Genomic DNA, 25,648 nt, shown 5'->3' with positions numbered 1-25,648 from the left:
GACGGGGGTGGGCGGCCCGCCCGCTCAGTGCGGGAGCGTCGCCGGGGAGCCGCCGTTGGCCTCGTAGCCGGCCACCGCCATCGCCCGGCAGACCGCGTACGAGGCCGCCGGGTCGGGGGAGGCCGACCAGGGCAGCGCGCCCACGCAGCCGTCCACGTGCCGGACCTGCTCCATCGCCTCCGCCCACCGCTCCATGTTCACCAGGAACAGCAGCAGCAGGTGCCGTACGTGCGCCAGCATCGGGTCGTCGGGCCGCGCCGAGTGCACCGCGTACAGCGCGCCCTCCACCGCCCGCGTGACGACGGCGCTCTGCCAGAAGCTGTTCACCAGGACCACCTCGGGCAGGTGCTCGTACACCGCGAACAGCGGGAGCGCCGCCAGGAGCGAGCCCTGCGGCGCGCGGGCCGCCGCCGCGTGGGAGAAGGCGTCGGCCTTCTCGCGCGAACCGTGCCACTTCTCGCACCAGTAGTGCAGGGCCGCCAGGTGCGCGCCCATGTGCGTGGGGGCCACGTCCATCACCTTGGCCCACAGCGCGTCGAACTCGGCCTCCGAGTAGCCCAGCGCCCGCGCGACCGCCAGCTCCGTGATGAAGGGGACCGGGTCGCCCGGGGCCAGCAGGGCCGCCTTGCGGCAGGCGTCGCGGGCCTCCTCCAGGATGATCCGGTGGTCGTCGGCGCCCACCCCGCCCGAATGCCGCCACGCCTGCTGCACCAGCAGCTCCGCGTGCACCTGCGCGCCGCCCGGGTCCTTCTCCTGCTCCAGCCGCCACGCCTTGAGCCACATCGCGCCGGTCCCGGGCTGGCGCACGAGCTCCAGCGCCGCGGCCCCGCCGAAGGCCTGCACCCGCTGCCAGCGCCGTTCGCCGTCCTTGGGGGTGCCGCCGAGCAGCGCCGAGGCGGCCTTCCAGCTGCCGGTGCGCTGGACGTTCTCCAGCGCGTCCATCAGGTCCCGGTCCGGCCCCGGCACCCGGATGTCCAGGTCCTCCTGGCGCGCGAAGCCGTAGTCCGCGGGGTCGGCGGCGTCGGGGCTGCCGGGCGCGACCAGCCGCGGGCCGCCACCGCCGCGCCTGGCCCGTACGAACTGGAACGTCATGGCCGCAACCAGGGCGAGCCCCATCAGGACCCAGATCATCTGCATGTCCTCCAGCGAACCAGACGGGGCGGGGGAAACGCGAATGCCCCCGGGCCCGCCGCGGTCAGCGTCCCGTCGGCGCACCGTCAGGCCGGAAGAGGACCGCGGCCCGGACGGGGCATAGCATCTGCCCCATGAGCGACGACAGCCACGAGCACCAGAGCTTCGAGACCCGCGCGATCCACGCGGGCAACACGGCGGACCCGCGGACCGGCGCGGTCGTGCCCCCGATCTACCAGGTGTCCACGTACAAGCAGGACGGTGTGGGCGGACTGCGCGAAGGCTACGAGTACAGCCGCAGCGGCAACCCCACCCGTACCGCCCTGGAGGAGAACCTCGCGGCGCTGGAGGGCGGCCGGCGCGGCCTCGCCTTCGCGTCCGGGCTCGCCGCCGAGGACTGCCTGCTGCGCACGCTCCTCTCCCCGGGCGACCACGTGGTCATCCCCAACGACGCCTACGGCGGCACCTTCCGCCTCTTCGCGAAGGTCGTCTCCCGCTGGGGCGTGGAGTGGTCGGTGGCCGACACCTCCGACGCGGACTCCGTGCGGGCGGCCCTGACCCCCAAGACCAAGCTCATCTGGGTCGAGACCCCCTCGAACCCGCTGCTCGGCATCACCGACATCGCGATGATCGCCGACATCGCGCGCTCGGCGGGCGCCAAGCTGGTCGTGGACAACACCTTCGCGTCCCCCTACCTCCAGCAGCCCCTGGCGCTCGGCGCCGACGTGGTCGTGCACTCGCTGACCAAGTACATGGGCGGCCACTCCGACGTCGTCGGCGGCGCCCTCGTCACCGCCGACGAGGCCCTCGGCGAGGAACTCGCCTACCACCAGAACGCGATGGGCGCGGTCGCCGGGCCCTTCGACTCCTGGGTCGTGCTGCGCGGCATCAAGACCCTCGCCGTGCGCATGGACCGGCACGCGGAGAACGCCGCGAAGATCGTCGAGGTGCTCAAGCGCCACCCGAAGGTCACCAAGGTCCTCTACCCGGGCCTGCCCGAGCACCCGGGCCACGAGATCGCCGCCAAGCAGATGCGCAACTTCGGCGGCATGGTCTCCTTCCAGGTCGCCGGCGGCGAGGAGGAGGCCGTCGCGGTCTGCGGCCGGACCAGGATCTTCACCCTGGCGGAGTCCCTCGGCGGCGTCGAGTCCCTCATCGAGCACCCGGGCCGGATGACCCACGCCTCGGTGGCCGGCTCGGCCCTGGAGGTCCCGGCGGACCTGATCCGCGTCTCCGTCGGCATCGAGAACGCCGACGACCTCATCGCGGACCTCACCCAGGCCCTGGGCTAGGCCCGTCCCGGGGCCCCCGGCCCCGGTGCCGTCGCTGCCCGCCGCCCCCGGAGGCCTACCAGCCCTCCAGGGGCGGCGACACGTCGGCGGGCGGAGTGACCCAGGGGTGGGTGAGCGCCGCCCACACCGCGAAGGCCAGCGCCGCCGCGCAGAGCACCGTCCAGCCGAACCGGCGCAGCGCCCGGCGGCGGCGCAGCATCCGCCGGCCGTGCGCCGCCGCAGCCGCCGCCAGACCGGCCGGGACCGCCGGGTGCGGTCCCTCCAGCAGCGCCCTGACCTGGGCTTCCTTACGGTCGAAGGGGCTCATGCGGCCTCCTGCGCGGGGGCCCGCATGGTGGCCACCGCCCGGTTGCAGACGGCCTCGACCCGCTCCGGCGTCAGCCCCAGCTGCGCGGCCGTGACCTCCTCGGCGACGCCCTCGTAGACCCGCATCACCAGGACGAGCCGCTCCAGCGGGCCCAGGCGGGCGAGCACCCCCGTGCCCGGGGGCAGCCGCCGGGCGGTGCGGGCGTACGCGGCGCACAGCTCCTGGCGGGTGTGGTCGTACGGGTCGTCGCCGCGCAGCCGCTCCCAGTGCGCGTACGTACGGGCCAGCGCGCCGGCCAGGATCCGGCGGGCGGCGGGCGCGGCCGTGGACGCGGGCGTCGGGCCGGACGCCCCGCCGGAGGCCCCGGCCGGTGCTCCGTACAGGGGTTCGGCCGTCAGCAGGACCGCGACGTGCAGGAGCCGCCCCGCCGCGCCCGCGACGAAGGCCTCGAACTCCGGGTCGCGCCCCGAACGCCGGTCCACGGCACCCATGGTGGGGCCGGTGCCACCACCCCGGTCAAGGGGTCGGACGCCGCCGGATCGGGGAGTCCGCCGCGCGGGCGGCCCCGGCGGTGCTCGGGCGCCGGTTCAGGAGGCCGGGCCGCCCTCGGCCGCCGCGGCCATCAGCTCCGACAGCGACAGGTTGAAGCGGGTCAGCAGCGTGGTGAAGGCCTCGCGCTCCTCCTCCGCCCACCCCTCGGTCACCCGCGCCATCAGCTCGCGCCGCGAGGAGCGGACCTCCTCCAGCCGCGCCAGGCCCCGCGCCGACAGCGCGAGCACGACGGCCCGGCCGTCCTCGGGGTGCGAGGTCCGCTTGACCAGGCCGGTGTCGACGAGCGGGGCGACCTGCCGGGTCACGGTGGACGAGTCGATGCCCATCCCGCCCGCCAGCGCCTTCACGCCCATCGGGCCCTCCAGGTCGAGCCGGTTCAGCAGCAGGTACGCGGCCCGGTCCATCGAGTTGCGGGCCTGGCCGACGCCGCCCAGGCGGGTCTGCTCGGCCCGCCGGGCGAAGACGGCCACCTGGTGCTGGAGCGCGTCGAGGAGACCGGATCCGGCGGGCGCTTCGGCCGCCGCGGGCAGGTCGGAACTGGCCGGGATGGAGGGCATGGCCGTGGGCTCTCTTCGCTGGGTCCGACAAGGTTGGGGGACAGAGTAACCGGCTGTACGGCGGCTCGTACGCCGCGTACGAGAACTGATACGGCCCGTGGCTCCGGGCGCCCCGCGGTCGTCCCGGATGGCGAGATTTCGCCCATGCGCCGGGAGGACCGCGGGCTGCGAGACTGGCCGCATGAACTACCGCGTGCCCCGTCCCGTCCCGCAGGTCATCCTCGACGACGTCAGGGGGGCCCAGAAGATGCTCTCGGGCGTCTCCCGGGTGACCGCGATGGAGGGCAGCCGGCACCTCTCGGCCCTCACCGGCTCCCCGGTCCACCTCAAGTGCGAGAACCTCCAGCGGACCGGGTCCTTCAAACTGCGCGGCGCGTACGTGCGCATCGCGGGCCTGCGCCCCGAACAGCGCGCGGCGGGCGTCGTCGCCGCCAGCGCGGGCAACCACGCGCAGGGCGTGGCCCTCGCCTCCTCCCTGCTCGGGGTCCGCTCCACCGTGTTCATGCCGGTCGGCGCCCCGCTGCCGAAGGTGGCCGCGACCGAGGAGTACGGCGCGGAGGTGCGCCTGCACGGCCAGGTCGTCGACGAGACCCTCGCCGCGGCGCAGGAGTACGCGGACCGCACCGGGGCGGTGTTCATCCACCCCTTCGACCACCGCGACATCATCGCGGGCCAGGGCACGGTCGGCCTGGAGATCCTGGAGCAGTGCCCCGAGGTGCGCACCATCCTCGTCGGCATCGGCGGCGGCGGGCTCGCCGCCGGCGTCGCCGTCGCGGTCAAGGCCCTGCGCCCGGACGTGAAGGTCATCGGGGTGCAGGCGGCGGGCGCGGCCGCCTACCCGCCCTCGCTGCGGGCCGGGCACCCGGTGTCCATCGACCACCCGACGACGATGGCGGACGGCATCAAGGTCGGCCGCCCCGGCGACGTCCCCTTCGCGATCATCGGGGAACTGCTGGACGACGTGCGGACGGTGTCGGAGGACGCCCTCTCCTCGGCCCTGCTGCTCTGTCTGGAGCGGGCCAAGCTGGTCGTCGAGCCGGCCGGCTGCAGCCCGGTGGCCGCCCTGCTGAGCGAGCCCGAGCGCTACGGGGGCGGCCCGGTCGTCGCCGTCCTGTCGGGCGGCAACATCGACCCGCTGCTGCTCCAGCGGATCCTGCAGTTCGGGATGGCGGCGGCCGGACGGTACCTGTCGCTGCGGCTGCGCGTCAGCGACCGGCCGGGCGCCCTGGCGGGCCTGCTGGGGGTGCTGACCACGGTGGACGCCAACGTCCTGGACGTCAGCCACGTGCGCACCGACCCGCGCCTGGGGCTCACCGAGGTCGAGGTGGAACTGCACCTGGAGACCAAGGGGCCCGAGCACTGCACACAGGTCGCCCGCACCCTGCACGGCGCGGGCTACACGGTCATCGGCTGACGCGCCGGGCCGGGGCAGCGGGCGGGCCCGGGGCAGCGGGCGGGCAGGCGGGCGGGCGGGCGCCGCGAGGCGGTGCGGTCACGCCCGCGGCGCAGCGCGGTGCCGGTCCGCACGTACCGCTCGGCGACCGCCGGAGCCGCGGTGGCGGGCGCCCGCCCGGCCCCGTACACGCGTGAGCCCCCTGCGGACCGGGTCCGCAGGGGGCTCACGTGCGCGCAGGGGCCGGATCAGCCGGTGAAGGGCTTGACGGCCAGGATCCTGACCGCCGCCTTCTTGCCGTTCGGGAGCTCGTACTCGGCGTCCTCGCCGACCTTCTTGCCCATCACGCCGCTGCCCAGCGGGGACTGCGGCGAGTAGGTCTCGAAGTCCGAGGACGCGTACTCGCGGGAGGCCAGCAGGAACTCCAGCGTGTCGTCCTCGTCGCCGTCGAACGCGATCGTCACCAGCGTGCCGGGGGCGACCACACCCTCCGCGGCGGGCGCGGTCCCGACCTTCGCGTTCTCCAGGAGCTGGGTGAGCTGGCGGACGCGCAGCTCCTGCTTGCCCTGCTCCTCCTTGGCCGCGTGGTAACCACCGTTCTCGCGGAGGTCCCCCTCTTCCCGGGCGGCCGCGATCTTCATCGCGATCTCCGTGCGGGCAGGACCAGAGAGGTAGTCCAGCTCCGCCTTCAGCTGGTCGTACGCCGCCTGGGTCAGCCAGGTGACGCTCTCGCTCGTCTGGGTCACGGGTGCTCCTCGTTGGTACAGGGGACTACAAGGCCGCCAGCGGCGGGCGAAACCACGAGCCTAACAATTCGGGAAGAAAAGGGGGAGGACACCCTGTGTATGAAGTGTGTCATTGACCCCGTGGGAGTCATGCGCCGTCCGGACGGCCCGGCCGTGGCCGCCGCCGGGGGCGCCGTGGTGTCAGCGTTCGAAATTGGTCAGGACGCACCCCTCGACCTGCGCCCGCTCCAGCCGGTAGCCCGCCGGGGCGGTGAAACCGGTCTCGCAGTTCAGGTACAGGAACTGCAGCTGGTAGAGCCCGAACCGCACGTCCTTGTTGTTGGACTCCACGGCCACGTCCGTTCCCACCAGCAGCTTGCTCGCGGTGGCCCGCAGCCGTCCGTCGTCCGCCAGGTCGGCCAGCTGCGCCGCCTTGGCCCTGCTCTGGAGGGTCTTCATGTCACTGACGGTGTCCAGCCAGTTCAGGTCGTGCGCGCGCTGCGCCCCGCCGAGCTGCCCGCAGACCGCCCGCTCCCGGACCCCCCAGGCGCGCGGGCCCTCGCGTCCGACGACCGGCTGGTAGTCGATCGACTCCACGTGCTCGTCGGTGACGGCCATGCTCGTGCAGTCCACCGTGTGCGGGCTGACGAGCTTCTTCAGCTCGGCGAGGCTGCCCGCGGAGGCCAGGCCCAGGCTGCCGGTGGCCGGCTGGCCCGGCTTCTCGGCGCCCTCGGTGGAGGGGTCGTGCGGGACCTCCAGGTTTCGGCTGCCCTCGCCGTCCTTGCTGCTGACGAAGTCGGTGAGCCCGCAGTGGTCGACCAGGGGCTTCTCCTTCTTGTAGCCGGCCGGCACGGAGAAGCCCGGGTTGCAGGTCAGGACGCGCAGGTCGGAGGCGACCAGGTCCACGGCGGTCCCGGTCTTCGCCGGCACGGCCACGAAGCCCTTGCCGACGATCGTCCGGCTGAAGATCCCGAACTCGCCGTTGCCCTCGCCGATCTCCTTCATGGTGTGGTCGTAGTAGGCCTGCTGGAAGGTCTTCATGTCCGAGACCAGGTAGATGAGGATCTCGCCGTGCCGTTTGACGTCCGTGCAGACGCCGCGGCCGGTGACGGCCCAGTCCCCGTCCTTCGTGTCGTCGGTGGCCGGCAGCCGGGAGTCGTTCGGGTCCGTGCCCAGGCGTTCGCAGGAGGTGAACTTCTGGAGGTAGGCCTGCACCTCGGCCAGTGAGGCCGGCGCGCGGTCGGTACCCCCGGGAGCGGCCGGGGCCGGGGCCGCTCCGGCCGCGGCGGGACCGGCGGGGCGCGGGGCCGCCCGGTCCGGGTCCTCGCAGGCGGTGGCGAGGGTGATCAGGGGGACGAGGGCTGCGGTCGCGGTCAGGATCCGCTTGAAGCGCATGGGGTTCTTCCGTCGGCTCAACAGGGCACGGGGGGTGGCGTGCACATGCTAAACAGACAGGCGATCATGCCCTGGGACCTGCACCGCGCGTCGCCGGGACGGCGCGGGAGCGGTTCAGCCGGCGGAGGCCGTCGCCTGGCAGCCGACGAGCTCGATCATCGTGGCCCGGCCGGTGGTCTTCAGCGTCACCATCTCGTCCACCCGCCCGGCGCGCTGCGCGAAGGTGAAGTCCGCCCGGCCCACCTCGCCGTGCTCCTTGTCCTGGGAGCTGAGGGTGCAGACACCGGTGACCGAGGCGTCCTTGCGGACCTCCAGGTGCACCTTGACCTCGGAGTCCGACACGATCTGGAACTTGATCACCTCGGCGCTGACGGCCTGCCCGCCGACGTAGTCCCAGCCGATCCAGCCGACGACGGCCAGCAGCCCGACCCCGAGCACCGACCCGACGACCTTGAGCTTCCGGTCCGCACGCTCGTCCGCCGACCGGCCGTACCGGCCCTCGGGGAGCCCTTCGCGCACCGCGCTCATGATCGTTCCTCTCGCTGGGGAGGGTGAGGCACCCTGGAATTTTCCGTCCCCCGATTCGGTCACTATAGAAGTTGTCCGCCGCGCCGAATCACAGAGGATCCTGTCTTGACCGAGCAGCTTCGACTGATGGCCGTCCACGCCCACCCCGACGACGAGTCGAGCAAGGGCGCGGCCACCATGGCCAAGTACGTGTCCGAGGGCGTCCCCGTGCTGGTGGTGACCTGCACCGGCGGTGAGCGCGGCTCCGTGCTGAACCCCAAGCTCCAGGGGGACAAGTACATCGAGGAGAACATCCACGAGGTCCGCGCCAAGGAGATGGACGAGGCCCGCGAGATCCTCGGCATCGAGCAGGAGTGGCTCGGCTACGTCGACTCCGGCCTGCCCGAGGGCGACCCGCTGCCCCCGCTGCCCGAGGGCTGCTTCGCGCTCGCGGACGTCGAGGAGGCCGCCGGTGAGCTGGTGAAGAAGATCCGCGCCTTCAAGCCGCAGGTCATCACCACCTACGACGAGAACGGCGGCTACCCGCACCCCGACCACATCATGACCCACAAGGTCACGATGGTCGCCTTCGACGGCGCGGCCGACACCGAGAAGTTCCCGGAGGCCGAGTACGGCGCCGCGTACCAGCCGCAGAAGCTCTACTACAACCAGGGCTTCAACAAGCCGCGCACCATCGCCCTGCACGAGGCGCTCCTCGCGCGCGGCCTGGAATCCCCCTACGGCGAGTGGCTGGAGCGGTGGAAGGAGTTCGAGCGCAAGGAGCGGACCCTGACCACCCACGTGCCCTGCGCCGACTTCTTCGAGATCCGCGACAAGGCGCTCATCGCGCACGCCACGCAGATCGACCCCGACGGCGGCTGGTTCCGCGTGCCCATGGAGATCCAGAAGGAGGTCTGGCCCACGGAGGAGTACGAGCTGGCGAAGTCGCTCGTCGACACTTCCCTCCCCGAGTCCGACCTCTTCGCGGGCATCCGGGAGAATGCGTAGCTATGAGCGCTACGCAGGCAGCAGTCACCCAGCTCCTTCCGCTGGCCGCCGACACCTTCGACAAGAACAAGGTGACCCCCGGAATCCTGGGCTTCATCGTGTTCGCGGCCCTCGCCATCGGCGTGTGGGGCCTGATGAAGTCCATGAGCCGGCACATGGGCCGGGTCAACTTCCAGGAAGCCCCGGACCCGGCCCTGGCCACCCCGGCCACGGAGGCCCCGACCACCCCGTAGCCCCCGACGGGTTTCCGGGCCCCGGCGGGCCCCAGGCCCCGGCGGGTTTCCGGGCCCACGGGCTTCCGGGCCCCGCAGGTTCCCGGACGCTAACGAGCACACGGGCCCCCGGGCCTCGCGGGGGCCCGAGTTTCCGGGCCCCGCGGGCCCATGGGCTTCCCGGCCCCCGGGCCCGCGGGCGGGATGCGTAGGCGTCGGTCGCGCGTGGGGTGGTGGGGGTTACTCCGGTGTGGGCGCCGGAGTCGGTACGCCCATGATTTCGCGGGCCCGGAGGTCCGGGATCATGCCCAGGCGCCACGCCTGCCAGCCCTCCGCCGGGTCCACGCCCCGCGCCAGGACCACCGCGTACGTCTCCAGGCAGTCCGCCAGCCGCGCGTCCCGCAGCGGGTGCCCGGCGGCCGCCAGCCGGGCCAGCTCGACCCCCGCCTCCTCCGCGGCCGCCGGCACGGCATACGGCAGGAGCGTGCAGCGCAGGAACCGCGCCCAGTCCTCGCCGCGCCGGTCCCCGTACGAGACGAACAGCCCGGCCGCCTCCTCGCACAGCCCCACCGCCTGCGGCACCCGCCCGTTCCCCGCGTCGACCACCGCCAGCTCCAGGCAGGTCCACCCCTCCCCGTGGGCCAGCCCGATCCGCCGGAAATCCGCCCGCGCGTCCACCAGCAGCTGACGGGCGAAACCCGAATTCCGCAGGTTCCCCGTCTGCGCCGCCCGCTGGTCACGCGTGACCCGCCCCGACTGGTAGCGGGCGTGCGCCAGCCCGTACACGTCCCGCATCCGCGAGAACATCGTCCGCGCCCGCTCCAGCTCCCGCACCGCCCGGTCCCGCTCCCCGTTCTCCTCCAGCGCCTGCCCCAGGTAGTACAGCGTCCACGCCTCACCACGCGCGTCCTCCGCCAGCCGGTGCCGCGCCAGCGCGTCCCGCAGCCGCTCCAGCGCCGGCTCCGGATCCCCGTCCACCACCCGCGCCCGGCCCAGCTGCGTCAGCGCCCACGCCTGACCCCGGTCGTCCCGCGTACGCCCGTACAGCTCCAGCGCCAGCCCCAGCTCCGCCTCCGCCCCCGGCACGTCCCCCAGCCGCAGGTGGACCTGCCCCAGCTGGAAGTGCGCCCACGCCTCACCGTGCACGCTCTCGCTCTCCCGGTGCAGCGCCAAGGACTCCTCCAGCAGCTCCAGCGCTTCCGCCAGCCGCGCCCGGTCCCGCTCCACCGCCGCCAGCGCGTGCAGCCCCCACGCCCGGTCACCCGCCAGCTCCGGCGACCCCTGGAGCGCCAGCGCCTCCCGGATCCGCGCCGCCGCCTCCGGCAGGTTCCCCTGGTGGTGCAGCGTGATGCCGAGCGACACCAGCGCCATCCCCGCCCCCGCCTCCTGCTCCGCCTCCTTGTACTGGTCCACCAGCGAGGTCAGCGTCGTACGCGACTTGTCCAGCTCACCGAGCTGGCGCGCCGCGATCCCCGTACGCCACTGCACCGAACGGTTCAGCCGCCCCTGGTCCACCGCCCGCGTCAGCTCGTTGATCTCACCGAGCCGGTACAGGTCCCCGCGCAGCAGACAGAAGTCGCACAGCGCCCCCAGCAGGTCCAGCACCGCCTGCTGGTCCACCCCGTCCGAATGCCGCAGCGCCGCCGTGATGAAGCTCGACTCCTCGTCCAGCCAGCGCAGCGCCGCGTCGAGCGAGCCGAAACCGTGCCCGCCGAAGTGGTGGGCGCGCGTCGACATCTTCCCGTCGACCATCCGGATCACCGAGTCCGCGAGCTGCGCGTAGTCACGCACCAGCCGCTCGTGAGCGGCCGCCACCTCCGCCCGGTCCTCGTCCGCCGCCAGCCGCGCCGCCGCGTACGCGCGCACCGCGTCGTGCATCCGGTACCGCTCCCCGCGTACGAGGTCCAGCAGCCCCGCCCCGGCCAGCTCGCGCAGCAGCCGCCCGGCCTCCACCCGGTCCGCGCCCGCCAGCGCCGCCGCCGCCGCGGCGCCCAGCGAGGCCCGCCCCGCCAGCGGCAGCAGCCGCAGCAGCCGCCGCCGCTCCTCCGGCAGACGGGCGTACGCCAGGTCCAGGGCGTGCTCCAGCGAGCCGTCCCCCGCGTCCGAGGCCCGCGCCGACCCCAGCGGCGCCAGCACCCGCAGCGCCAGCGGCAGCCCCGCGCCGAGCTCCAGCAGCCCGGCCGCCGCCCCGGCCGCCGGCGCCGCCCCGCCCGCCGCCCGCGCCCCGGCGGCCAGCACCTCGGCCGCCTCCGCACCGGCCAGCCGCACCACCGGCAGCTGGTGCACCCACGCCTGCAGCTCGCCGGGCAGCTCCAGCGGCTCCCGGGCCGTCACCAGCACCAGGCTCTCGGTCCGCTCCGGCACCAGCGCGCGCACCTGCGCCACGTCCACCGCGTCGTCCAGCACCACCGTCACCGGGAACCCCTGGAGGTGCTGGTGGTACAGCTCCCCGAGCCGGCGCACCTGCTGCTCCGCCGTGGCCCCCTCCCGGAAGAGGAGCTGCTCGCGCGGGGCACCCAGCCGGTTCAGCAGGTGCAACAGAGCCTCCCGCGTCGACAGCAAGGGCTCACCCGGAGCGGAACCACCGCGCAGGTCGACCAGGCAGGCCCCGCGGAACTGGTCGCGCAGCGCGTGCGCCGCCCGCAGCGCCAGGGCGGTGCGGCCCACCCCCGGCTCGCCGTGCAGCACCACGACCACGGGACGCGTCTCGGTGCTGGCCCGGGCGGCCTGCACCCACTGGGCGATCCGGGTCAACTCCGTCCGCCTCCCCGTGAACTGCTCCCCGGCGTCCGGGAGTTGCGCGAACGACTGCTCCAGCATGCTGCGCCGCCGGGCCTCCGCGCTGCGGTCCGCCCCGCGCAGCTGCTGCGCCGCCCCGGCCCCGGCACCGCCCCCGGCGCCCGTGCCCCCGGCCGCCGTCCCGTTGCGGATGCCGCGCGGCGGCGTGCGCACTGCACGCTGCTGCTCCAGGAAGGGCCGTATCCCCCGCACCTCCAGCGCCGTCAGCCACTGGAGCCTCAGCTGCTCCGGGCCGCCCGGGCGCCCAGCGGCCCCGGCCCGGCGGTTCGCCGCGGGCAGGTGCACGGCGGTCACCTTGGCCACCGTCGCCGCCGCCCCCGCGATGCCGACGACGACGCCCGCGCTGAGCGCCGTACCGACGGGGACGCCCAGCGCCAGGTCCGCCCCGGCCGCGGCGGCGGCCGCGACCGCCGTCACCAGCAGGGCCGTCGAGGTGTTACCGCGCCGGAACGCCTCGCCGAGCGACTCCTGCCCGGCCGCGGCCTCGTCCAGGGCCGCCACGTACGCCCCGTACTCCTCGGCTGCCGCCGCCGCGAGCCCGTCCAGGGCCTCCCGTCCCCGCGCCAGCAGGGCCTCCCGGCCGACCGGGGCGCCCGCCCGCCGGACCTCCTCCTCGACGGCCCGCACCAGCAGCCGCTCGGCCTCGACACGATGGCTGTCCCGCATCGGCGTCCTCCTCGGAGCGTTCCGTGCAACGTGGCCCAAGTGTGCGGCGGCACCACCGCGCGCGCGAGGAATCTGAGCTATTTCAGAGGGAGTTGACGACTCCCCGGTCACGACCACGCATAAATGCACCCCCCGACCACCCCGCCCCCGCCTCGACGGATGCCCCCACACCGCCGCCCGGCCGCCCCCCCCCACACCGCCGCCCGGCCCCCTCCGCCCCGCGGCCCTGGTGCCGCCGCCCTCCTCACGCCCCGCCCGCCCTCACCCCCTTCCTCCGCCGACGCCGGGCCGGGCGGGTTCCGATCGGCCGAACCGGCGGTCCGATGGCCCAGTCGCGGGGCGGGAGCCGGGTGGTGCGGCAGGATGGGCGTATGCCGAACCACCTCGCGAACGAGACCTCCCCCTACCTCCTCCAGCACGCGGACAACCCCGTCGACTGGTGGCCCTGGTCCCCGGAGGCCTTCGCCGAGGCGCGGGAGCGGGGGGTGCCGGTGCTGCTCAGCGTGGGGTATTCGAGTTGCCACTGGTGCCACGTCATGGCGCACGAGTCCTTCGAGGGGGAAGCGACCGCCGCCTTCATGAACGAGCACTTCGTCAACGTCAAGGTGGACCGCGAGGAGCGGCCCGACATCGACGCCGTGTACATGGAGGCCGTGCAGGCCGCGACCGGGCAGGGTGGATGGCCCATGACCGTGTTCCTGACGCCGGACGCCGAGCCCTTCTACTTCGGGACCTACTTCCCGCCCGAGCCCCGCCACGGGATGCCCTCCTTCATGCAGGTGCTCGAAGGCGTGCGGACCGCCTGGGTCGGGCGGCCCGAGGAGGTCGCCGAGGTCGCGCAGCGGATCGTGCGGGACCTGGCCGGGCGGCAGTTGGACTACGGCAAGGCCGGCGTGCCCGGGCCCGAGGAGCTGGCCGGGGCGCTGCTCGGGCTGACGCGGGAGTACGACGCCGTGCGCGGCGGCTTCGGCGGGGCGCCGAAGTTCCCGCCGTCCATGGTGCTGGAGTTCCTGCTGCGCCACCACGCCCGCACCGGCTCCGAGGGTGCCCTCCAGATGGCCGTCGACACCTGCGAGGCGATGGCCCGGGGCGGGATCTACGACCAGCTGGGCGGCGGGTTCGCCCGGTACTCCGTGGACCGGGAGTGGGTGGTACCCCACTTCGAGAAGATGCTCTACGACAACGCGCTGCTCTGCCGGGTCTACGCCCACCTGTGGCGGACCACCGGATCGGACCTCGCGCGCCGGGTCGCGCTGGAGACCGCCGACTTCATGGTCCGTGAACTGCGCACCGAGCAGGGCGGGTTCGCCTCCGCCCTCGACGCCGACAGTGAGGACCCGGTCAGCGGGAAGCACGTCGAGGGGGCCTACTACGCGTGGACCCCGGAGCAGTTCGCCGAGGTGCTCGGCGAGGCCGACGGGGCCTTGGCGCAGGCGTACTTCGGGGTGACCCGGGAGGGCACCTTCGAGCACGGCACCTCGGTGCTGCAACTGCCCCAGGACGGCCCCGCCCTCGACGCCGAGCGCCTCGCCGGGATCAAGGAGCGGCTGCTCGCCGCGCGCGGGCGGCGTCCGGCGCCCGGCCGGGACGACAAGGTGGTCGCCGCCTGGAACGGGCTGGCCATCGCGGCGCTCGCCGAGTGCGGGGCGTACTTCGAGCGCCCGGACCTGGTCGAGCGGGCCACCGAGGCCGCCGACCTGCTCGTCCGGGTCCACATGGACGGTTCCGCCCGCCTGGCCCGCACCAGCCGCGACGGCCGGGTCGGCCCCAACGCCGGGGTGCTGGAGGACTACGGTGACGTCGCCGAGGGCTTCCTGGCGCTGGCCTCCGTCACCGGTGAGGGAGTGTGGCTGGAGTTCGCCGGGTTCCTGGTGGACCTGGTGATGACCCGCTTCACCGCCGAGGACGGCTCGCTCTACGACACCGCGCACGACGCCGAGCAGCTGATCAGGCGGCCGCAGGACCCGACCGACACGGCCGCTCCCTCCGGCTGGACGGCCGCCGCCGGGGCGTTGCTCTCGTACGCCGCGCACACCGGTTCCGAGCCCCACCGTACGGCGGCCGAGCGGGCGCTGGGCGTGGTGCAGGCCCTCGGGCCGCGCGCCCCGCGCTTCATCGGGCACGGTCTGGCGGTGGCGGAGGCGCTCGTGGACGGGCCGCGCGAAGTGGCCGTCGTAGGGCATCCGGACGACCCGGCGACGGCCGCGCTGCACCGGACGGCGTTGCTGGGGACGGCTCCCGGGGCGGTCGTGGCGGTGGGCCTGCCGCGTGCGGAGGACGGGAGCGGCGGGGAGTTCCCCCTTCTGGCCGAGCGCACACTTGTTCGCGACCTTCCGACGGCGTACGTGTGCCGGCACTTCGTCTGCGCGCGGCCTACGACCGAACTCGTCGAGTTGGCCGATCAGTTGGGTGTGGTTCGTCCCTGAAGTACCCGGAGTACCGTCAGTTCCGGTTGTTGTACATCAACTCCGAAACGTGGTTTTTATCTGGGCGGCGCCTCCGCTTCACGTTGCCTGCCTAATCTCATGGCTTCGGGATTCGCCGAGCCGCGCACTGGGGGGTGCGCACGAGGGGGAAGCGGAGGCGGTGGGCCGGGGGGCCCGTGGTCCGCCTCCGGGGGGTTTCGATCGCCGCCTGGGGTTGCGGCATGTCTGTGGGGGACAGTTTGTACACTTCTGTGTTCATTGCTGCCATTTCGCTGGCGCTCTTCTGGATGGCCGCCTTCACCCTGTGGTGGCAGATGCACGCGTGGCGCACACCGGAGACGCTCGCGTCGACCCGGTTCGACCGCCCCGACGGCGGCGGTCGGCTGGCCTTCTCGCTGCTCCTGCCCGCCCGCCACGAGCAGGCCGTCCTGGAGCACACGATCGACCGGCTCCTCGAATCGAGCCACACCGACTACGAGATCATCGTGATCGTCGGTCACGACGACCCCGGGACGGCGGCCGTCGCCGAACGCGCCGCCGCCCGTGCGCCCGAGCGGGTCCGCGTCGTCACCGACCACCACGAGGCGAAGAACAAGCCGAAGGCCCTCAACACCGCGCTCCCGCACTGCCGGGGCGACATCGTGGGCGTCTTCGACGCCGAGGACCAGGTCCACCCGGAGCTCCTCGCCCACGTCGACCACGCCTTCCGGGCCACCGGCGCGGACGTGGTGCAGGGCGGCGTACAGCTGATCAACTTCCACTCCAGCTGGTACAGCCTGCGCAACTGCCTGGAGTACTTCTTCTGGTTCCGCTCCCGGCTCCACCTGCACGCGGAGAAGGGCTTCATCCCGCTCGGCGGCAACACCGTCTTCGTGCGCACCGAGGTGCTGCGCGAGGCGGGCGGCTGGGACCAGAACTGCCTCGCCGAGGACTGCGACCTGGGCGTGCGGCTCTCCTCCGTCGGCAAGAAGGTGGTCGTCGCCTACGACTCCGACATGGTCACCCGCGAGGAGACGCCCGGCTCGCTGATGAGCCTGCTCAAGCAGCGCACCCGCTGGAACCAGGGCTTCCTGCAGGTCTACCGGAAGAAGGACTGGCGGCAGCTGCCGGGCCGCGGCCAGCGCTGGCTGGCCCGCTACACGCTGATGACCCCCTTCATGCAGGCGGCCTCCGGGGTGATCATCCCGGTCAACTGCGCCGTGGCCGTCTTCCTCGACGTCCCCGTCGGCATCGCGATCATCACCTTCCTGCCCATGATCACGGCGCTGGTGACCTTCGTCTTCGAGATCGTCGGCCTGCACGACTTCGGCCGCCAGTACGGCCTGCGGGTCCGTTTCGTGCACTACGTCAAGCTCGTCGTCGGCGGCCCCTTCTACCAGGTGATGCTGGCGGGCGCCGCGATCCGCGCGGTCTGGCGCGAGCAGCGCGGCCGCAACGAGTGGGAACTGACCAGCCACACCGGCGCCCACCTCTCCGGGGCGACGGCCTCCACCGCTTCCACCGCGATCCGAGAGGACAGCCACCGGTGACCGCCACCCTGCCCACGGCCACTGATCCCCAGCCCCAGCCCGGACCCGGCGAAGCCACCGCCATTACGGCCTCCGCCACCCTGCCCGTCCGCCCCCGGGCCGGCGCGGGCACCGCCACCGACACCGCCACCGACACCGAGCCCAGAGTCCCCGCCCAACGCCGCCCCGGCAGCCCCGGCAGCCCCGGCAGCCCCGGCGGCCCCGGCGGCCCCGGCGGCCCCGGTGGAACCACCGGCGGCCTCGGCGTCCGTCCGCCCGCGCCCGCCCGGCCCTTGGTCCGCTTCCGTTCCTCCCGCCCCGACCTGCTGCTCTGCGCCACCCTGCTGCTGGCGATCCTCCTCGTCCAGGGCTGGAACATCACCCACTTCCCCACCCTGAGCGACGACGAGGGCACGTACCTCGCGCAGGCCTGGGCCGTCCAGCAGGGCAAGGGCCTCGCCCACTACACCTACTGGTACGACCACCCGCCGCTCGGCTGGATCCAGGTGGCCGGGCTGACGTACCTGCCCTCCCTCTTCGTGCCCGACTGGATGACGGTCGCGCCGATGCGGTTCTCGATGCTCGCCGTCTCCGGCGTCAGCTCGGTGCTGATCTACGTGCTCGCCCGCCGGCTCTGGCTGCCGCGCTGGGCGGCCGGACTCGCGATGGCCCTCTTCGGGCTCTCCCCGCTCTCCGTCGTGCTCCAGCGGGAGATCTTCCTCGACAACCTCGCCGTGATGTGGATGCTGCTGGCCTTCTGCCTCGCCGCGTCGCCCAGCCGCCACCTCTGGCACCACTTCGGCTCCGGCCTGGCCGCCGCCACCGCCGTCCTGACCAAGGAGACGATGCTGGTGGTGCTCCCGGCGCTGCTGGTGACGATGTGGCGCCACAGCCACCGCGACACCCGTAAGTTCGCCGTCACCGGGGCCATCACCGCCTGCGCCCTGATCGGGCTCTCGTACCCGCTGTACGCCCTGCTCAACGGCGAACTGCTGCCCGGCGCCGGGCACGTCTCCCTCATCGACGGCATCACCTACCAGATGGGCCGCCCCGGCTCCGGATTCATCCTCGACCCCGGCTCCGGCTCGTACGGCGTGTTCCGGTCCTGGCTCTACTACGACACCGTCCTGCCGCTCGGCGGGCTCGCGGGCGCCGTCCTGCTGCTGGCCACCACCCGCTGGTCGGTCACCGCACGGGCCCTGGCCGGACCGGCCCTGGCCGCCGTGATCCTCGCGCTCGTCGCCCTGCGGCCCTCCGGCTACCTGCCCGCCATGTACGTGATCCAGGCCCTGCCCTTCCTCGCCCTGGTCCTCGCCGCCGCCGCGGCCAGTGTCACCCACGCCGTCCTGCGCCGCCGCCGCACCCCGGGGGAGCGCCGCGCCCTGGTGTGCGCGCGCTGGGCGCTGACCGTCGTCCTCGCCGCCTCCGCCGCCGTCTACGTCCTGCCGCGCTGGTACGACGGCAACCGCACCGCCCTCACCGTCGACGCGAACGCCCCCTACCGGCAGGCCGCCGCCTGGCTCGGCACGGTCCCCGAACCGGCGAACACCCGCGTCCTCGTGGACGACGCACTGTGGCTCGACGCTGTTCACCACGGTTTTGCACCCGGAACGGGCGCCATCTGGTTCTACAAGGCGGACCTCGACCCGGCCGTCACCAAGACCCTGCCGCGCGGGTGGCGGGACATCGACTACGTCGTCTCCTCGCCCACCGTGCGTCGTGATGCGGCGGACCTGCCCAACGTGAAGGCTGCACTTGAGCATTCGACCGCGGTCGCCGTCTTCGGTACGGGCGAGGACCGTGTCGAGATCCGCCGCACCGACCGCGAGAGTGGGAGCTGAACCACCATGAGCGAGGACCTGTGGCCCCCGCGCGCCCTGGACGCGCCGGAGGCCGCCGCGGGGCGGGCGCCCGCCCCCGGCAGCGTCACCGTGATCATCCCGACCTTCAACGAGGCGGCGAACGTGGGGGAGTTGCTGAGCCGGCTCCGTACCTCGCTGCCCGCCGCAGCGCCCTGTGAGGTGCTCTTCGTCGACGACTCCACCGACGACACCCCGGCCGTGATCGAGAAGGCCGCCGCGGACTGCCCCTTCCCGGTGGCCGTCCTGCACCGGCAGGTGGCCGAGGGCGGCCTGGGCGGGGCCGTCGTCGAGGGGGTCAAGCGGGCCGGCTCCGAGTGGATCGTCGTCATGGACGCCGACCTCCAGCACCCTCCCCACCTCGTCCCCGAACTGGTCGGCGAGAGCACCCGCACCGGCGCCGACCTGGTCGTCGCGTCCCGCTACATCGCCGGCGGCAGCCGGGCGGGCCTCGCCGGGAGCTACCGCGTCGCCGTCTCGCGCGGCGCCACCTGGCTGGCCAAAGGCCTCTTCCCGCGCGCCCTGCGCGGCATCAGCGACCCGATGAGCGGCTTCTTCGCGATGCGCCGCTCGGCGGTGAGCGCCGACGCCCTCAAACCCCTCGGCTACAAGATCCTGCTGGAGCTGGCCGTCCGCTGCCGCCCCGCGAAGACCGCCGAGGTCCCCTTCGTCTTCCAGGACCGCTTCGCCGGGGAGTCCAAGTCCGGTGCCCGCGAGGGGATCCGCTTCCTCGCGCACCTGGCCGCCCTGCGCTCCGCGAGCCCGCTCGCCCGGATGATCGGCTTCGGCCTGATCGGCCTGTCCGGCTTCGCCCCGAACCTGCTGGCCCTGTGGCTGCTGACGCACGCCGGGGTGCAGTACCTGGCCGCCGAGGTCCTCGCCAACCAGGCCGGCGTGCTGTGGAACTTCCTCCTCATCGAGACCCTGCTCTTCCGCGACCGGCGCCGCCACCGGCACTGGGCGGACCGGATCGGCCGTTTCGCGCTCCTCGCCAACGCCGACCTGCTCCTGCGGATCCCGCTCATCGCGCTGTTCGTCGCCCGGCTCGGCCTCGGCGTCCTGCCCGCGACGGCCCTCGCGCTCGTGACCACCTTCGTCCTTCGCTTCGCCGCCACCGAAGCCCTCGTCTACCTGCCGCGCGGGCCACGTGCGGCGACCTCACGCAGGAGTTGAGCCGCACCGAAAGGACACCCCGCATGCAGAGGAAGATCCGACGGAGGGCGGGGCGCCGGGCCGCCCTCCTCGCCGTCGGGGCGATGACCGCCGGCCTGCTGCTCACCGCACCGCAGCAGGCCACGGCCGGACCGCCCAACCTGCTCACCAACCCCGGTTTCGAGACCGCCGGTCCGGCCGGCGCCGACATGCCCGCCTGCTGGGAGAAGTCCGGCTGGGGCGACAACGACTTCACCTTCGCCACCGTCGCCGACGCGCACGGCGGCACCAAGGCCATGAAGGTCTCCGTCACCCGCCGCGTCGACGGCGACCGCAAGGCCCTGATCACCGAGAACGCCACCTGCGCCCCCACCGTCACACCGGGCCGGCAGTACGACCTGTCCGCCTGGTACAGGTCGAACACCCCCGACGTCTCCGTGACCGTCTTCCGCCACGACACCACCGCCGGCTGGCAGTACTGGACCGACCTGCAGAACCCGCCGGTCAGCGCCGCGTGGGCGCGTACGGAGGTCCGTACGCCCGCCGTCCCGCCGAACACCGACAAGATCACCTGGGGGCTGTCGGTCTACGGCGTCGGCACCCTCACCACCGACGACTACGCGGTGGAGGAGGTCGGGGCCGTCCCGCCCCAGCCCGCCTGCACGGGCACGCCCGACCAGTGCGCCAAGGGCGCGTGGGAGGTGATGGCCGCCCAGAACCCGGTCCGCTCGATGCACGCCGTGGTCCTCAGGAACGGCAAGGTGCTGCTGATCGCGGGCTCGGGCAACGACATATCCCAGTTCAACGCGGGGACCTTCACCTCCGCCGTGTACGACCCGGTGGCCGGTTCGGTCAGGACGATCCCGACGCCGGTGGACATGTTCTGCTCCGGGCACGTGCAACTGGCCGACGGCCGGGTGCTGGTGATGAGCGGGAACAAGGGCTACCCGTCCGCCGACGGCAAGATCGGCTACCAGGGGCTGAAGGACTCGTACGTCTTCGACCCGGCGACCGAGACGTACACGAAGACCAACGACATGAACGGCGGCCACTGGTACCCGTCCGCCACCGTCCTCGGCAACGGCGACGTGATCTCCTTCGGCGGTCTGAAGGAGGACTCCACCGGCAACGTCACGGCGGAGAAGTTCTCGGCGGCGCAGGGCCGGTGGCTGCCGATGAACCAGGTCAACCAGACCTGGTCGTACTGGGGCCTGTACCCCTCGATGATCCTGATGCAGGACGGCCGGCTCTTCTACTCCGGCAGCCACACCTTCGGCAACGGCACGGCCGGATCCGGCTCCTCGGTCTACGACTACGCCGCCAACACCGTCACCGACGTGCCCGGACTGCGCAGGAAGGACGAGCGCGACGAGTCGGCGAGCGTGCTGCTGCCCCCGGCCCAGGACCAGCGGGTGCTGACCGTCGGCGGCGGCAACAACGAGAGCAACCCGGCCGCGAACCGCCTCACCGACATCATCGACCTCAAGAAGCCGAGCCCCGGCTACACCGCGGGCCCCGACCTCCCGCAGGGCCTCGTCGACGTCGGTGCGGGCAAGCGCCCGCAGACCGGCGCCGAGGGCAAGATGTACGTGTCCGCCGTACTGCTGCCCGACGGCAAGGTCCTGGAGACGGGCGGCGGGCTGCACGACCGGGCCGACCCGGTCTTCGAGGCCTCCTTCTTCGACCCCGCGAACAACAGCTACCAGCCGGGCCTGGCCACCGACCCGATCCCGCGCACCTACCACTCGGGCGCCTTCCTGCTGCCCGACGGCCGGGTCATGTCGGTCGGGGACAACCCGGGCAACGGCACGTACAACCACGCGGTGTCGATCTACACCCCGCCGTACCTGTTCAAGGGCCCGCGCCCCCGGCTCACCTCGGTGATCGACACCGAGTGGATCTACGGCGACACGCAGCGGATCACCGTCGACCGGCCGATCGCCAAGGCGGAACTGATCCGCCCGGCGGCCGTCACCCACTCCTCCGACCCCAACCAGCGGTTCGTGGACCTGCCCATGACCGTCGTCAACAACACCACCATCGACCTCAACGTCACCAGCAACCCCAACCTGGCGCCGCCCGGCTGGTACATGCTCTTCGGCGTCGACGCCAACGGCGTCCCCTCGGTCGCCACCTGGGTCCACCTCGGCGGAGCCCCCGCGCTCGCGGCCGCCCAGGGGCAGCAGCCGACGGCCCACGAGCACGCCTTCGCGGACGCGCTGGCCGCCCCGAAGCCCAACCCGCAGCAGCGCGACGCCGCCCCGGTCGCCCCGACCGTGGCCGGCTGCGACCGCCACTACGGGACGGCGAGCCTGTGCGTCCCGGCGAACTTCCCGGCGGAGGTCGACAGGACCACCCGGGCGCGCTGCGACTGGCTGGCCTCCCACCGGTTCCCGAAGGGGATGAAGGTCAACGGCAGCGACCCGCTGCGCCTCGACCCCGACGGCGACGGCCGCACCTGCTAGCGGTCCCCGCCACCCGTCTTCGCCCGCCCGCCCCGCCCCCGTACCCGCCCGGTACGGGGGCGGGGCGGGCCCGTCGCCCGGAATGCGGGTCCCGGTCCGCCGTGCGATAACGGCACCATGAAGCAGCTCCCGACGGCCACGGCCGCAGAACTCAAGATCAGCTTCGTCGGAGCGGAGGCCGGGACCGCGTTCGACGCGCTGGAGCTGGACCGCGAGGAGGGCCGCGCCCGGGTCGTCCACTTCTGGGACCGGCCGGTGAAGTCGGCCGACGGCGCGATCGGGCTCCCCCTGCTGAAGCACGGGCTCATCCTGCGCCTGCGCCGGGACGAGGCCGGACCCGGCTCCAAACACAAGGCGGACCTGACGGTCAAGCTGCGCCCGTGCACCCCGCTCCCGGGGCCCTGGCAGGAGGAGCGCGAGGAGGAGAACTGGGAGTACCGGATCGAGGAGGACCGGGCCGGGCCCGACTTCGCCGCGGTCCTGGCGGCCTCGCTGGAGGTCGACCGGAAGTTCGACGAGGCCCTCGACGCCGAGCGGGGCTCCCTGGGCGACCTGGTCACCAAGCCGCAGCTGGAACTGCTGGAGGCGGCCGACGCGGACGGGGAGGACCTCGACGCCCTGACGGCGCTGGGCCCCGTGCACGCCGTCAAGTGGAAGCAGGACTGGGACGGGCTGCCCGGATCCGTGGCGATCGAGGAGTGGACCACCGACGGCGGACTGCGGTTCCTGGAGGTGTCGGTCCGCGCGGACGCCGCCGATGCGCCCCGGGTCCAGGACCTGCTCGGGCAGGGCCTGCGCGACCGGGGCCTCACCCCGCCGCAGGCGGGCGACACGAAGACCCGGGCCGTACTGACCGCCCTCGCCCGCGAGCTGCTGCGCTGACCCTCCGCGCCGTCAGCCCCGGTGCGAGTAGGCGGCCAGGGAGATGCCGACGTAGTGGGCCACGAAGGCCGCCAGCGTCAGGGAGTGGAAGACCTCGTGGAAACCGAAGAAGCGCGGGGAGGGGTTGGGCCGCTTGATGCCGTAGATCACACCGCCCACGCTGTAGAGCAGGCCGCCCACGATCACCAGTACCAGGACCGCGATGCCGCCGGTGTGCAGGAAGTCGGGCAGGAAGAAGACCGCGGCCCAGCCCATCGCGATGTAGCAGGGGGTGTAGAGCCAGCGCGGGGCGCCGACCCAGAAGACGCGGAAGGCGATCCCGGCCGCCGCCGCGATCCACACCGCCCACAGCAGGGTCCGCCCGGTGGAGGCCGGCAGCAGCAGGACGGTGAGCGGGGTGTAGGTGCCCGCGATGATCAGGAAGATGTTGGCGTGGTCGAGGCGGCGCAGGATCGCTTCGCCGCGCGGCCCCCAGGTGCCGCGGTGGTAGACGGCGCTGACGCCGAAGAGCAGGCAGGCCGTGAGGACGTACACGCCGCAGGCCACGCGTGCCCGGGTGGAGTCGGTGAAGGCCATCAGCACCAGGCCCGCGATCACCACGGCGGGGAACATTCCGGTGTGCAGCCAGCCGCGCATCAGCGGCTTGGCCTCGGTCTCCACCCCCGGCGCTGCCGGTGAGGCCGCTACGGCGGCGGCGTCAGAAGTCATGAGCGACATGCTACCTACGGGTCCGTAAGTTTCGGTCAGCCCTCTTTACGGAAGATTGACGGACGTGTCGATGCTCACGTGAGAGGCCCTCTGGACATATGCGCACATCCACCGGATGATCAGATGAGTGCGGTCGACACCGGATGAGCGGAGCGCGAAGCATCCGGGTCGCAGCCCCCACGGGGCCAACACCAAACAAACCCCTCAACAAGGAGCAATCGTGGCGCGCGACAACGCGGCTCCCACTTCCGGATCGACCGTCCCCACCCAGCATGCGGAGCTCGTCTCCTGGGTGGACGAGATCGCAGCCCTCACCCAGCCGGACCGCGTCGTCTGGTGCGACGGCTCCGAGGCCGAGTACGAGCGCCTGTGCGAGGAGCTCGTCTCCAAGGGAACGTTCAAGAAGCTGGACGAGGCCAAGCGCCCGAACTCCTACTACGCCGCCTCCGACCCCTCCGACGTCGCGCGCGTCGAGGACCGGACCTTCATCTGCTCCGAGAAGGCCGAGGACGCGGGCCCGACGAACCACTGGAAGGCTCCTTCCGAGATGAAGGAGATCTTCTCGGGCGAGCAGGGCATATTCCGCGGCTCCATGAAGGGCCGCACGATGTACGTCGTCCCCTTCTGCATGGGCCCCCTCGGCTCCGAGCTCTCCGCGATCGGCGTCGAGATCACCGACTCCGCCTACGTCGCGGTCGCCATGCGCACCATGACCCGCATGGGCAAGGCCGTCCTCGACGAGCTCGGCACCGACGGCTTCTTCGTCAAGGCCGTCCACACCCTCGGCGCTCCGCTCGCCGAGGGCCAGGAGGACGTGCCGTGGCCGTGCAACACCACCAAGTACATCTCGCACTTCCCCGAGACCCGCGAGATCTGGTCCTTCGGCTCCGGCTACGGCGGCAACGCCCTGCTCGGCAAGAAGTGCTACGCGCTGCGCATCGCCTCCGTCATGGCGCGTGACGAGGGCTGGCTCGCCGAGCACATGCTCGTGCTCAAGCTCACCCCGCCGCAGGGCGAGGGCGAGGCGAAGTACGTGGCGGCGGCGTTCCCGTCGGCCTGCGGCAAGACCAACCTCGCCATGCTGGAGCCCACGATCCCCGGCTGGACGGTCGAGACCATCGGCGACGACATCGCCTGGATGCGCTTCGGCGAGGACGGCCGCCTCTACGCGATCAACCCCGAGGCCGGCTTCTTCGGCGTCGCCCCCGGCACCGGCGAGCACACCAACGCCAACGCCATGAAGACCATGTACGCCAACACCGTCTTCACCAACGTCGCGCTCACCCCCGACGGCTCCGACGTCTGGTGGGAGGGCATGACCGAAGAGGCGCCCGCGCACCTGATCGACTGGAAGGGCAACGCCTGGACCCCGGAGTCCGGGACCCCGGCCGCGCACCCCAACGCCCGCTTCGCCGTCCCGGCCTCGCAGTGCCCGACGATCGCCCCCGAGTGGGAGGACCCCAAGGGCGTCCCGATCTCCGCGATCCTCTTCGGCGGCCGCCGCGCCTCCGCGGTCCCGCTGGTCACCGAGTCCTTCGACTGGAACCACGGCGTCTTCATCGGTTCGAACATCGCCTCCGAGAAGACCGCCGCCGCCGAGGGCAAGGTCGGCGAGCTGCGCCGCGACCCCTTCGCCATGCTGCCCTTCTGCGGCTACAACATGGGCGACTACATGGCCCACTGGGTCAAGGTCGCGGCCGACAAGGACCAGACCAAGCTCCCGAAGATCTACTACGTGAACTGGTTCCGCAAGAACGACGCGGGCAAGTTCGTGTGGCCCGGCTTCGGCGAGAACAGCCGCGTCCTGAAGTGGATCGTCGGCCGCCTCGACGGCACTGCCGAGGGCGTGGAGACCCCCATCGGCGTCCTGCCGACCAAGGACTCCCTCGACCTGGACGGCCTCGACCTCCCGGCCGAGGACCTCGACTTCCTCCTCACGGTCGACAAGGAGGTCTGGCGCGAGGAGGCCGCCCTGGTCCCCGAGCACCTGAACACCTACGGCGACCACACCCCCAAGGAGCTGTGGGACCAGTACCACGCGCTCGTCGAGCGCCTGGGCTAGTCCCCGGCACCACCCCCAAGAACCGAGGCCGGCTGTCCCCGG

General features: G+C 73.0%; 21 protein-coding genes. 11 read left to right on the top strand and 10 right to left on the bottom strand.

Annotated features, from left to right (window positions below):
• Positions 1–24: 24 nt before the first annotated feature.
• Positions 25–1,137: a hypothetical protein gene (locus SLAV_RS14670; RefSeq protein ID WP_030231200.1), complete on the bottom strand. Its 1,113-nt coding sequence runs from the start codon at positions 1,135–1,137 to the stop codon at positions 25–27.
• Positions 1,138–1,265: 128 nt separating this feature from the next.
• On the opposite strand from SLAV_RS14670, the gene SLAV_RS14665 reads away from it, so the two are divergent.
• On the top strand, positions 1,266–2,423 hold the full coding sequence (locus tag SLAV_RS14665) for a cystathionine gamma-synthase (RefSeq protein WP_030231203.1): 1,158 nt from the start codon (positions 1,266–1,268) through the stop codon (positions 2,421–2,423).
• Positions 2,424–2,478: 55 nt separating this feature from the next.
• Here the strand turns inward: SLAV_RS14665 and SLAV_RS14660 are convergent, their stop codons facing one another.
• From SLAV_RS14660 to SLAV_RS14650, 3 genes are all read right to left on the bottom strand, one after another.
• Positions 2,479–2,730, bottom strand: coding sequence for a hypothetical protein (locus SLAV_RS14660; RefSeq protein ID WP_030231206.1), 252 nt, complete (start codon positions 2,728–2,730; stop codon positions 2,479–2,481).
• A complete protein-coding gene (locus SLAV_RS14655) occupies positions 2,727–3,212 on the bottom strand; it encodes a sigma-70 RNA polymerase sigma factor region 4 domain-containing protein (RefSeq protein ID WP_234333642.1) in 486 nt (161 codons plus the stop codon). Before SLAV_RS14655 ends, SLAV_RS14660 begins: the two co-directional genes overlap by 4 nt.
• 105 nt (positions 3,213–3,317) lie before the next feature.
• On the bottom strand, positions 3,318–3,839 hold the full coding sequence (locus SLAV_RS14650; RefSeq protein ID WP_030231211.1) for a MarR family winged helix-turn-helix transcriptional regulator: 522 nt from the start codon (positions 3,837–3,839) through the stop codon (positions 3,318–3,320).
• Between the two features lie 181 nt (positions 3,840–4,020).
• Here SLAV_RS14650 and ilvA point away from each other — a divergent pair, with 181 nt between their 5' ends.
• Positions 4,021–5,253 (top strand): threonine ammonia-lyase, encoded by a 1,233-nt coding sequence (gene ilvA / locus SLAV_RS14645; RefSeq protein ID WP_030231218.1) that lies wholly within the window; start codon positions 4,021–4,023, stop codon positions 5,251–5,253.
• Here ilvA and SLAV_RS14640 read toward each other — a convergent pair.
• From SLAV_RS14640 to SLAV_RS14625, 4 genes are all read right to left on the bottom strand, one after another.
• Positions 5,235–5,423, bottom strand: coding sequence for a hypothetical protein (locus SLAV_RS14640; RefSeq protein WP_030231221.1), 189 nt, complete (start codon positions 5,421–5,423; stop codon positions 5,235–5,237). The two genes, ilvA and SLAV_RS14640, sit on opposite strands and share 19 nt — an antisense overlap.
• A 57-nt stretch (positions 5,424–5,480) precedes the next feature.
• Positions 5,481–5,978: a transcription elongation factor GreA gene (gene greA, locus SLAV_RS14635; protein ID WP_030231223.1), complete on the bottom strand. Its 498-nt coding sequence runs from the start codon at positions 5,976–5,978 to the stop codon at positions 5,481–5,483.
• Between the two features lie 180 nt (positions 5,979–6,158).
• Positions 6,159–7,352 carry a hypothetical protein gene (locus tag SLAV_RS41020; RefSeq protein ID WP_037687476.1) on the bottom strand — a complete coding sequence of 398 codons (1,194 nt, stop codon included), beginning with the start codon at positions 7,350–7,352 and terminating at the stop codon, positions 6,159–6,161.
• A 114-nt stretch (positions 7,353–7,466) separates the two neighbouring features.
• Positions 7,467–7,880, bottom strand: coding sequence for a DUF4307 domain-containing protein (locus SLAV_RS14625; RefSeq protein ID WP_030231227.1), 414 nt, complete (start codon positions 7,878–7,880; stop codon positions 7,467–7,469).
• A 105-nt stretch (positions 7,881–7,985) separates the two neighbouring features.
• Here SLAV_RS14625 and mca point away from each other — a divergent pair, with 105 nt between their 5' ends.
• Positions 7,986–8,867, top strand: a complete 882-nt coding sequence (gene mca / locus SLAV_RS14620) for a mycothiol conjugate amidase Mca (RefSeq protein WP_037687477.1) — start codon at positions 7,986–7,988, stop codon at positions 8,865–8,867.
• Between the two features lie 2 nt (positions 8,868–8,869).
• Positions 8,870–9,100, top strand: a complete 231-nt coding sequence (locus SLAV_RS14615; protein WP_030231232.1) for a hypothetical protein — start codon at positions 8,870–8,872, stop codon at positions 9,098–9,100.
• Between the two features lie 219 nt (positions 9,101–9,319).
• Here SLAV_RS14615 and SLAV_RS14610 read toward each other — a convergent pair whose 3' ends face one another.
• A complete protein-coding gene (locus tag SLAV_RS14610) occupies positions 9,320–12,544 on the bottom strand; it encodes a tetratricopeptide repeat protein (RefSeq protein ID WP_030231234.1) in 3,225 nt (1,074 codons plus the stop codon).
• Between the two features lie 371 nt (positions 12,545–12,915).
• Between SLAV_RS14610 and SLAV_RS14605 the strand changes: the two genes are divergently transcribed.
• From SLAV_RS14605 to SLAV_RS14580, 6 genes are all read left to right on the top strand, one after another.
• Positions 12,916–14,970: a thioredoxin domain-containing protein gene (locus SLAV_RS14605; protein WP_030241851.1), complete on the top strand. Its 2,055-nt coding sequence runs from the start codon at positions 12,916–12,918 to the stop codon at positions 14,968–14,970.
• Between the two features lie 239 nt (positions 14,971–15,209).
• On the top strand, positions 15,210–16,499 hold the full coding sequence (locus SLAV_RS14600) for a glycosyltransferase (RefSeq protein ID WP_051841564.1): 1,290 nt from the start codon (positions 15,210–15,212) through the stop codon (positions 16,497–16,499).
• Between the two features lie 272 nt (positions 16,500–16,771).
• Positions 16,772–18,319: an ArnT family glycosyltransferase gene (locus SLAV_RS14595; RefSeq protein ID WP_037689358.1), complete on the top strand. Its 1,548-nt coding sequence runs from the start codon at positions 16,772–16,774 to the stop codon at positions 18,317–18,319.
• A 6-nt stretch (positions 18,320–18,325) separates the two neighbouring features.
• Complete coding sequence (locus SLAV_RS14590; protein WP_030241843.1) at positions 18,326–19,510, top strand: glycosyltransferase; 1,185 nt, start codon at positions 18,326–18,328, stop codon at positions 19,508–19,510.
• Positions 19,511–19,533: 23 nt separating this feature from the next.
• Positions 19,534–21,954, top strand: a complete 2,421-nt coding sequence (locus SLAV_RS14585; RefSeq protein WP_030241841.1) for a galactose oxidase family protein — start codon at positions 19,534–19,536, stop codon at positions 21,952–21,954.
• A 117-nt stretch (positions 21,955–22,071) separates the two neighbouring features.
• Complete coding sequence (locus SLAV_RS14580; protein WP_030241838.1) at positions 22,072–22,836, top strand: hypothetical protein; 765 nt, start codon at positions 22,072–22,074, stop codon at positions 22,834–22,836.
• 12 nt (positions 22,837–22,848) lie between these two features.
• On the opposite strand, the gene trhA is transcribed toward SLAV_RS14580, so the two are convergent.
• A complete protein-coding gene (trhA, locus tag SLAV_RS14575) occupies positions 22,849–23,544 on the bottom strand; it encodes a PAQR family membrane homeostasis protein TrhA (protein WP_030241837.1) in 696 nt (231 codons plus the stop codon).
• Between the two features lie 220 nt (positions 23,545–23,764).
• On the opposite strand from trhA, the gene SLAV_RS14570 reads away from it, so the two are divergent.
• On the top strand, positions 23,765–25,606 hold the full coding sequence (locus tag SLAV_RS14570) for a phosphoenolpyruvate carboxykinase (GTP) (RefSeq protein WP_030241834.1): 1,842 nt from the start codon (positions 23,765–23,767) through the stop codon (positions 25,604–25,606).
• Positions 25,607–25,648: the final 42 nt, after the last annotated feature.

This window comes from Streptomyces lavendulae subsp. lavendulae, assembly GCF_002803845.1.
Lineage (GTDB): Bacteria > Actinomycetota > Actinomycetes > Streptomycetales > Streptomycetaceae > Streptomyces > Streptomyces lavendulae.
The sequence above is the reverse complement of the archived record's forward strand: the minus strand, read 5'-3'. Positions and strand labels throughout refer to the sequence as shown.

Coding starts and splice junctions, on each gene's coding strand:
- SLAV_RS14660 (WP_030231206.1), bottom strand. CDS start 2,730: ATGAGCCCCTTCGACCGTAAGGAAGCCCAGGTCAGGGCGCTGCTGGAG.
- SLAV_RS14650 (WP_030231211.1), bottom strand. CDS start 3,839: ATGCCCTCCATCCCGGCCAGTTCCGACCTGCCCGCGGCGGCCGAAGCG.
- SLAV_RS14610 (WP_030231234.1), bottom strand. CDS start 12,544: ATGCGGGACAGCCATCGTGTCGAGGCCGAGCGGCTGCTGGTGCGGGCC.
- SLAV_RS14625 (WP_030231227.1), bottom strand. CDS start 7,880: ATGAGCGCGGTGCGCGAAGGGCTCCCCGAGGGCCGGTACGGCCGGTCG.
- SLAV_RS41020 (WP_037687476.1), bottom strand. CDS start 7,352: ATGCGCTTCAAGCGGATCCTGACCGCGACCGCAGCCCTCGTCCCCCTG.
- ilvA (WP_030231218.1), top strand. CDS start 4,021: ATGAACTACCGCGTGCCCCGTCCCGTCCCGCAGGTCATCCTCGACGAC.
- SLAV_RS14580 (WP_030241838.1), top strand. CDS start 22,072: ATGAAGCAGCTCCCGACGGCCACGGCCGCAGAACTCAAGATCAGCTTC.
- SLAV_RS14590 (WP_030241843.1), top strand. CDS start 18,326: ATGAGCGAGGACCTGTGGCCCCCGCGCGCCCTGGACGCGCCGGAGGCC.
- SLAV_RS14665 (WP_030231203.1), top strand. CDS start 1,266: ATGAGCGACGACAGCCACGAGCACCAGAGCTTCGAGACCCGCGCGATC.
- SLAV_RS14605 (WP_030241851.1), top strand. CDS start 12,916: ATGCCGAACCACCTCGCGAACGAGACCTCCCCCTACCTCCTCCAGCAC.
- SLAV_RS14615 (WP_030231232.1), top strand. CDS start 8,870: ATGAGCGCTACGCAGGCAGCAGTCACCCAGCTCCTTCCGCTGGCCGCC.
- SLAV_RS14670 (WP_030231200.1), bottom strand. CDS start 1,137: ATGCAGATGATCTGGGTCCTGATGGGGCTCGCCCTGGTTGCGGCCATG.
- trhA (WP_030241837.1), bottom strand. CDS start 23,544: ATGACTTCTGACGCCGCCGCCGTAGCGGCCTCACCGGCAGCGCCGGGG.
- SLAV_RS14585 (WP_030241841.1), top strand. CDS start 19,534: ATGCAGAGGAAGATCCGACGGAGGGCGGGGCGCCGGGCCGCCCTCCTC.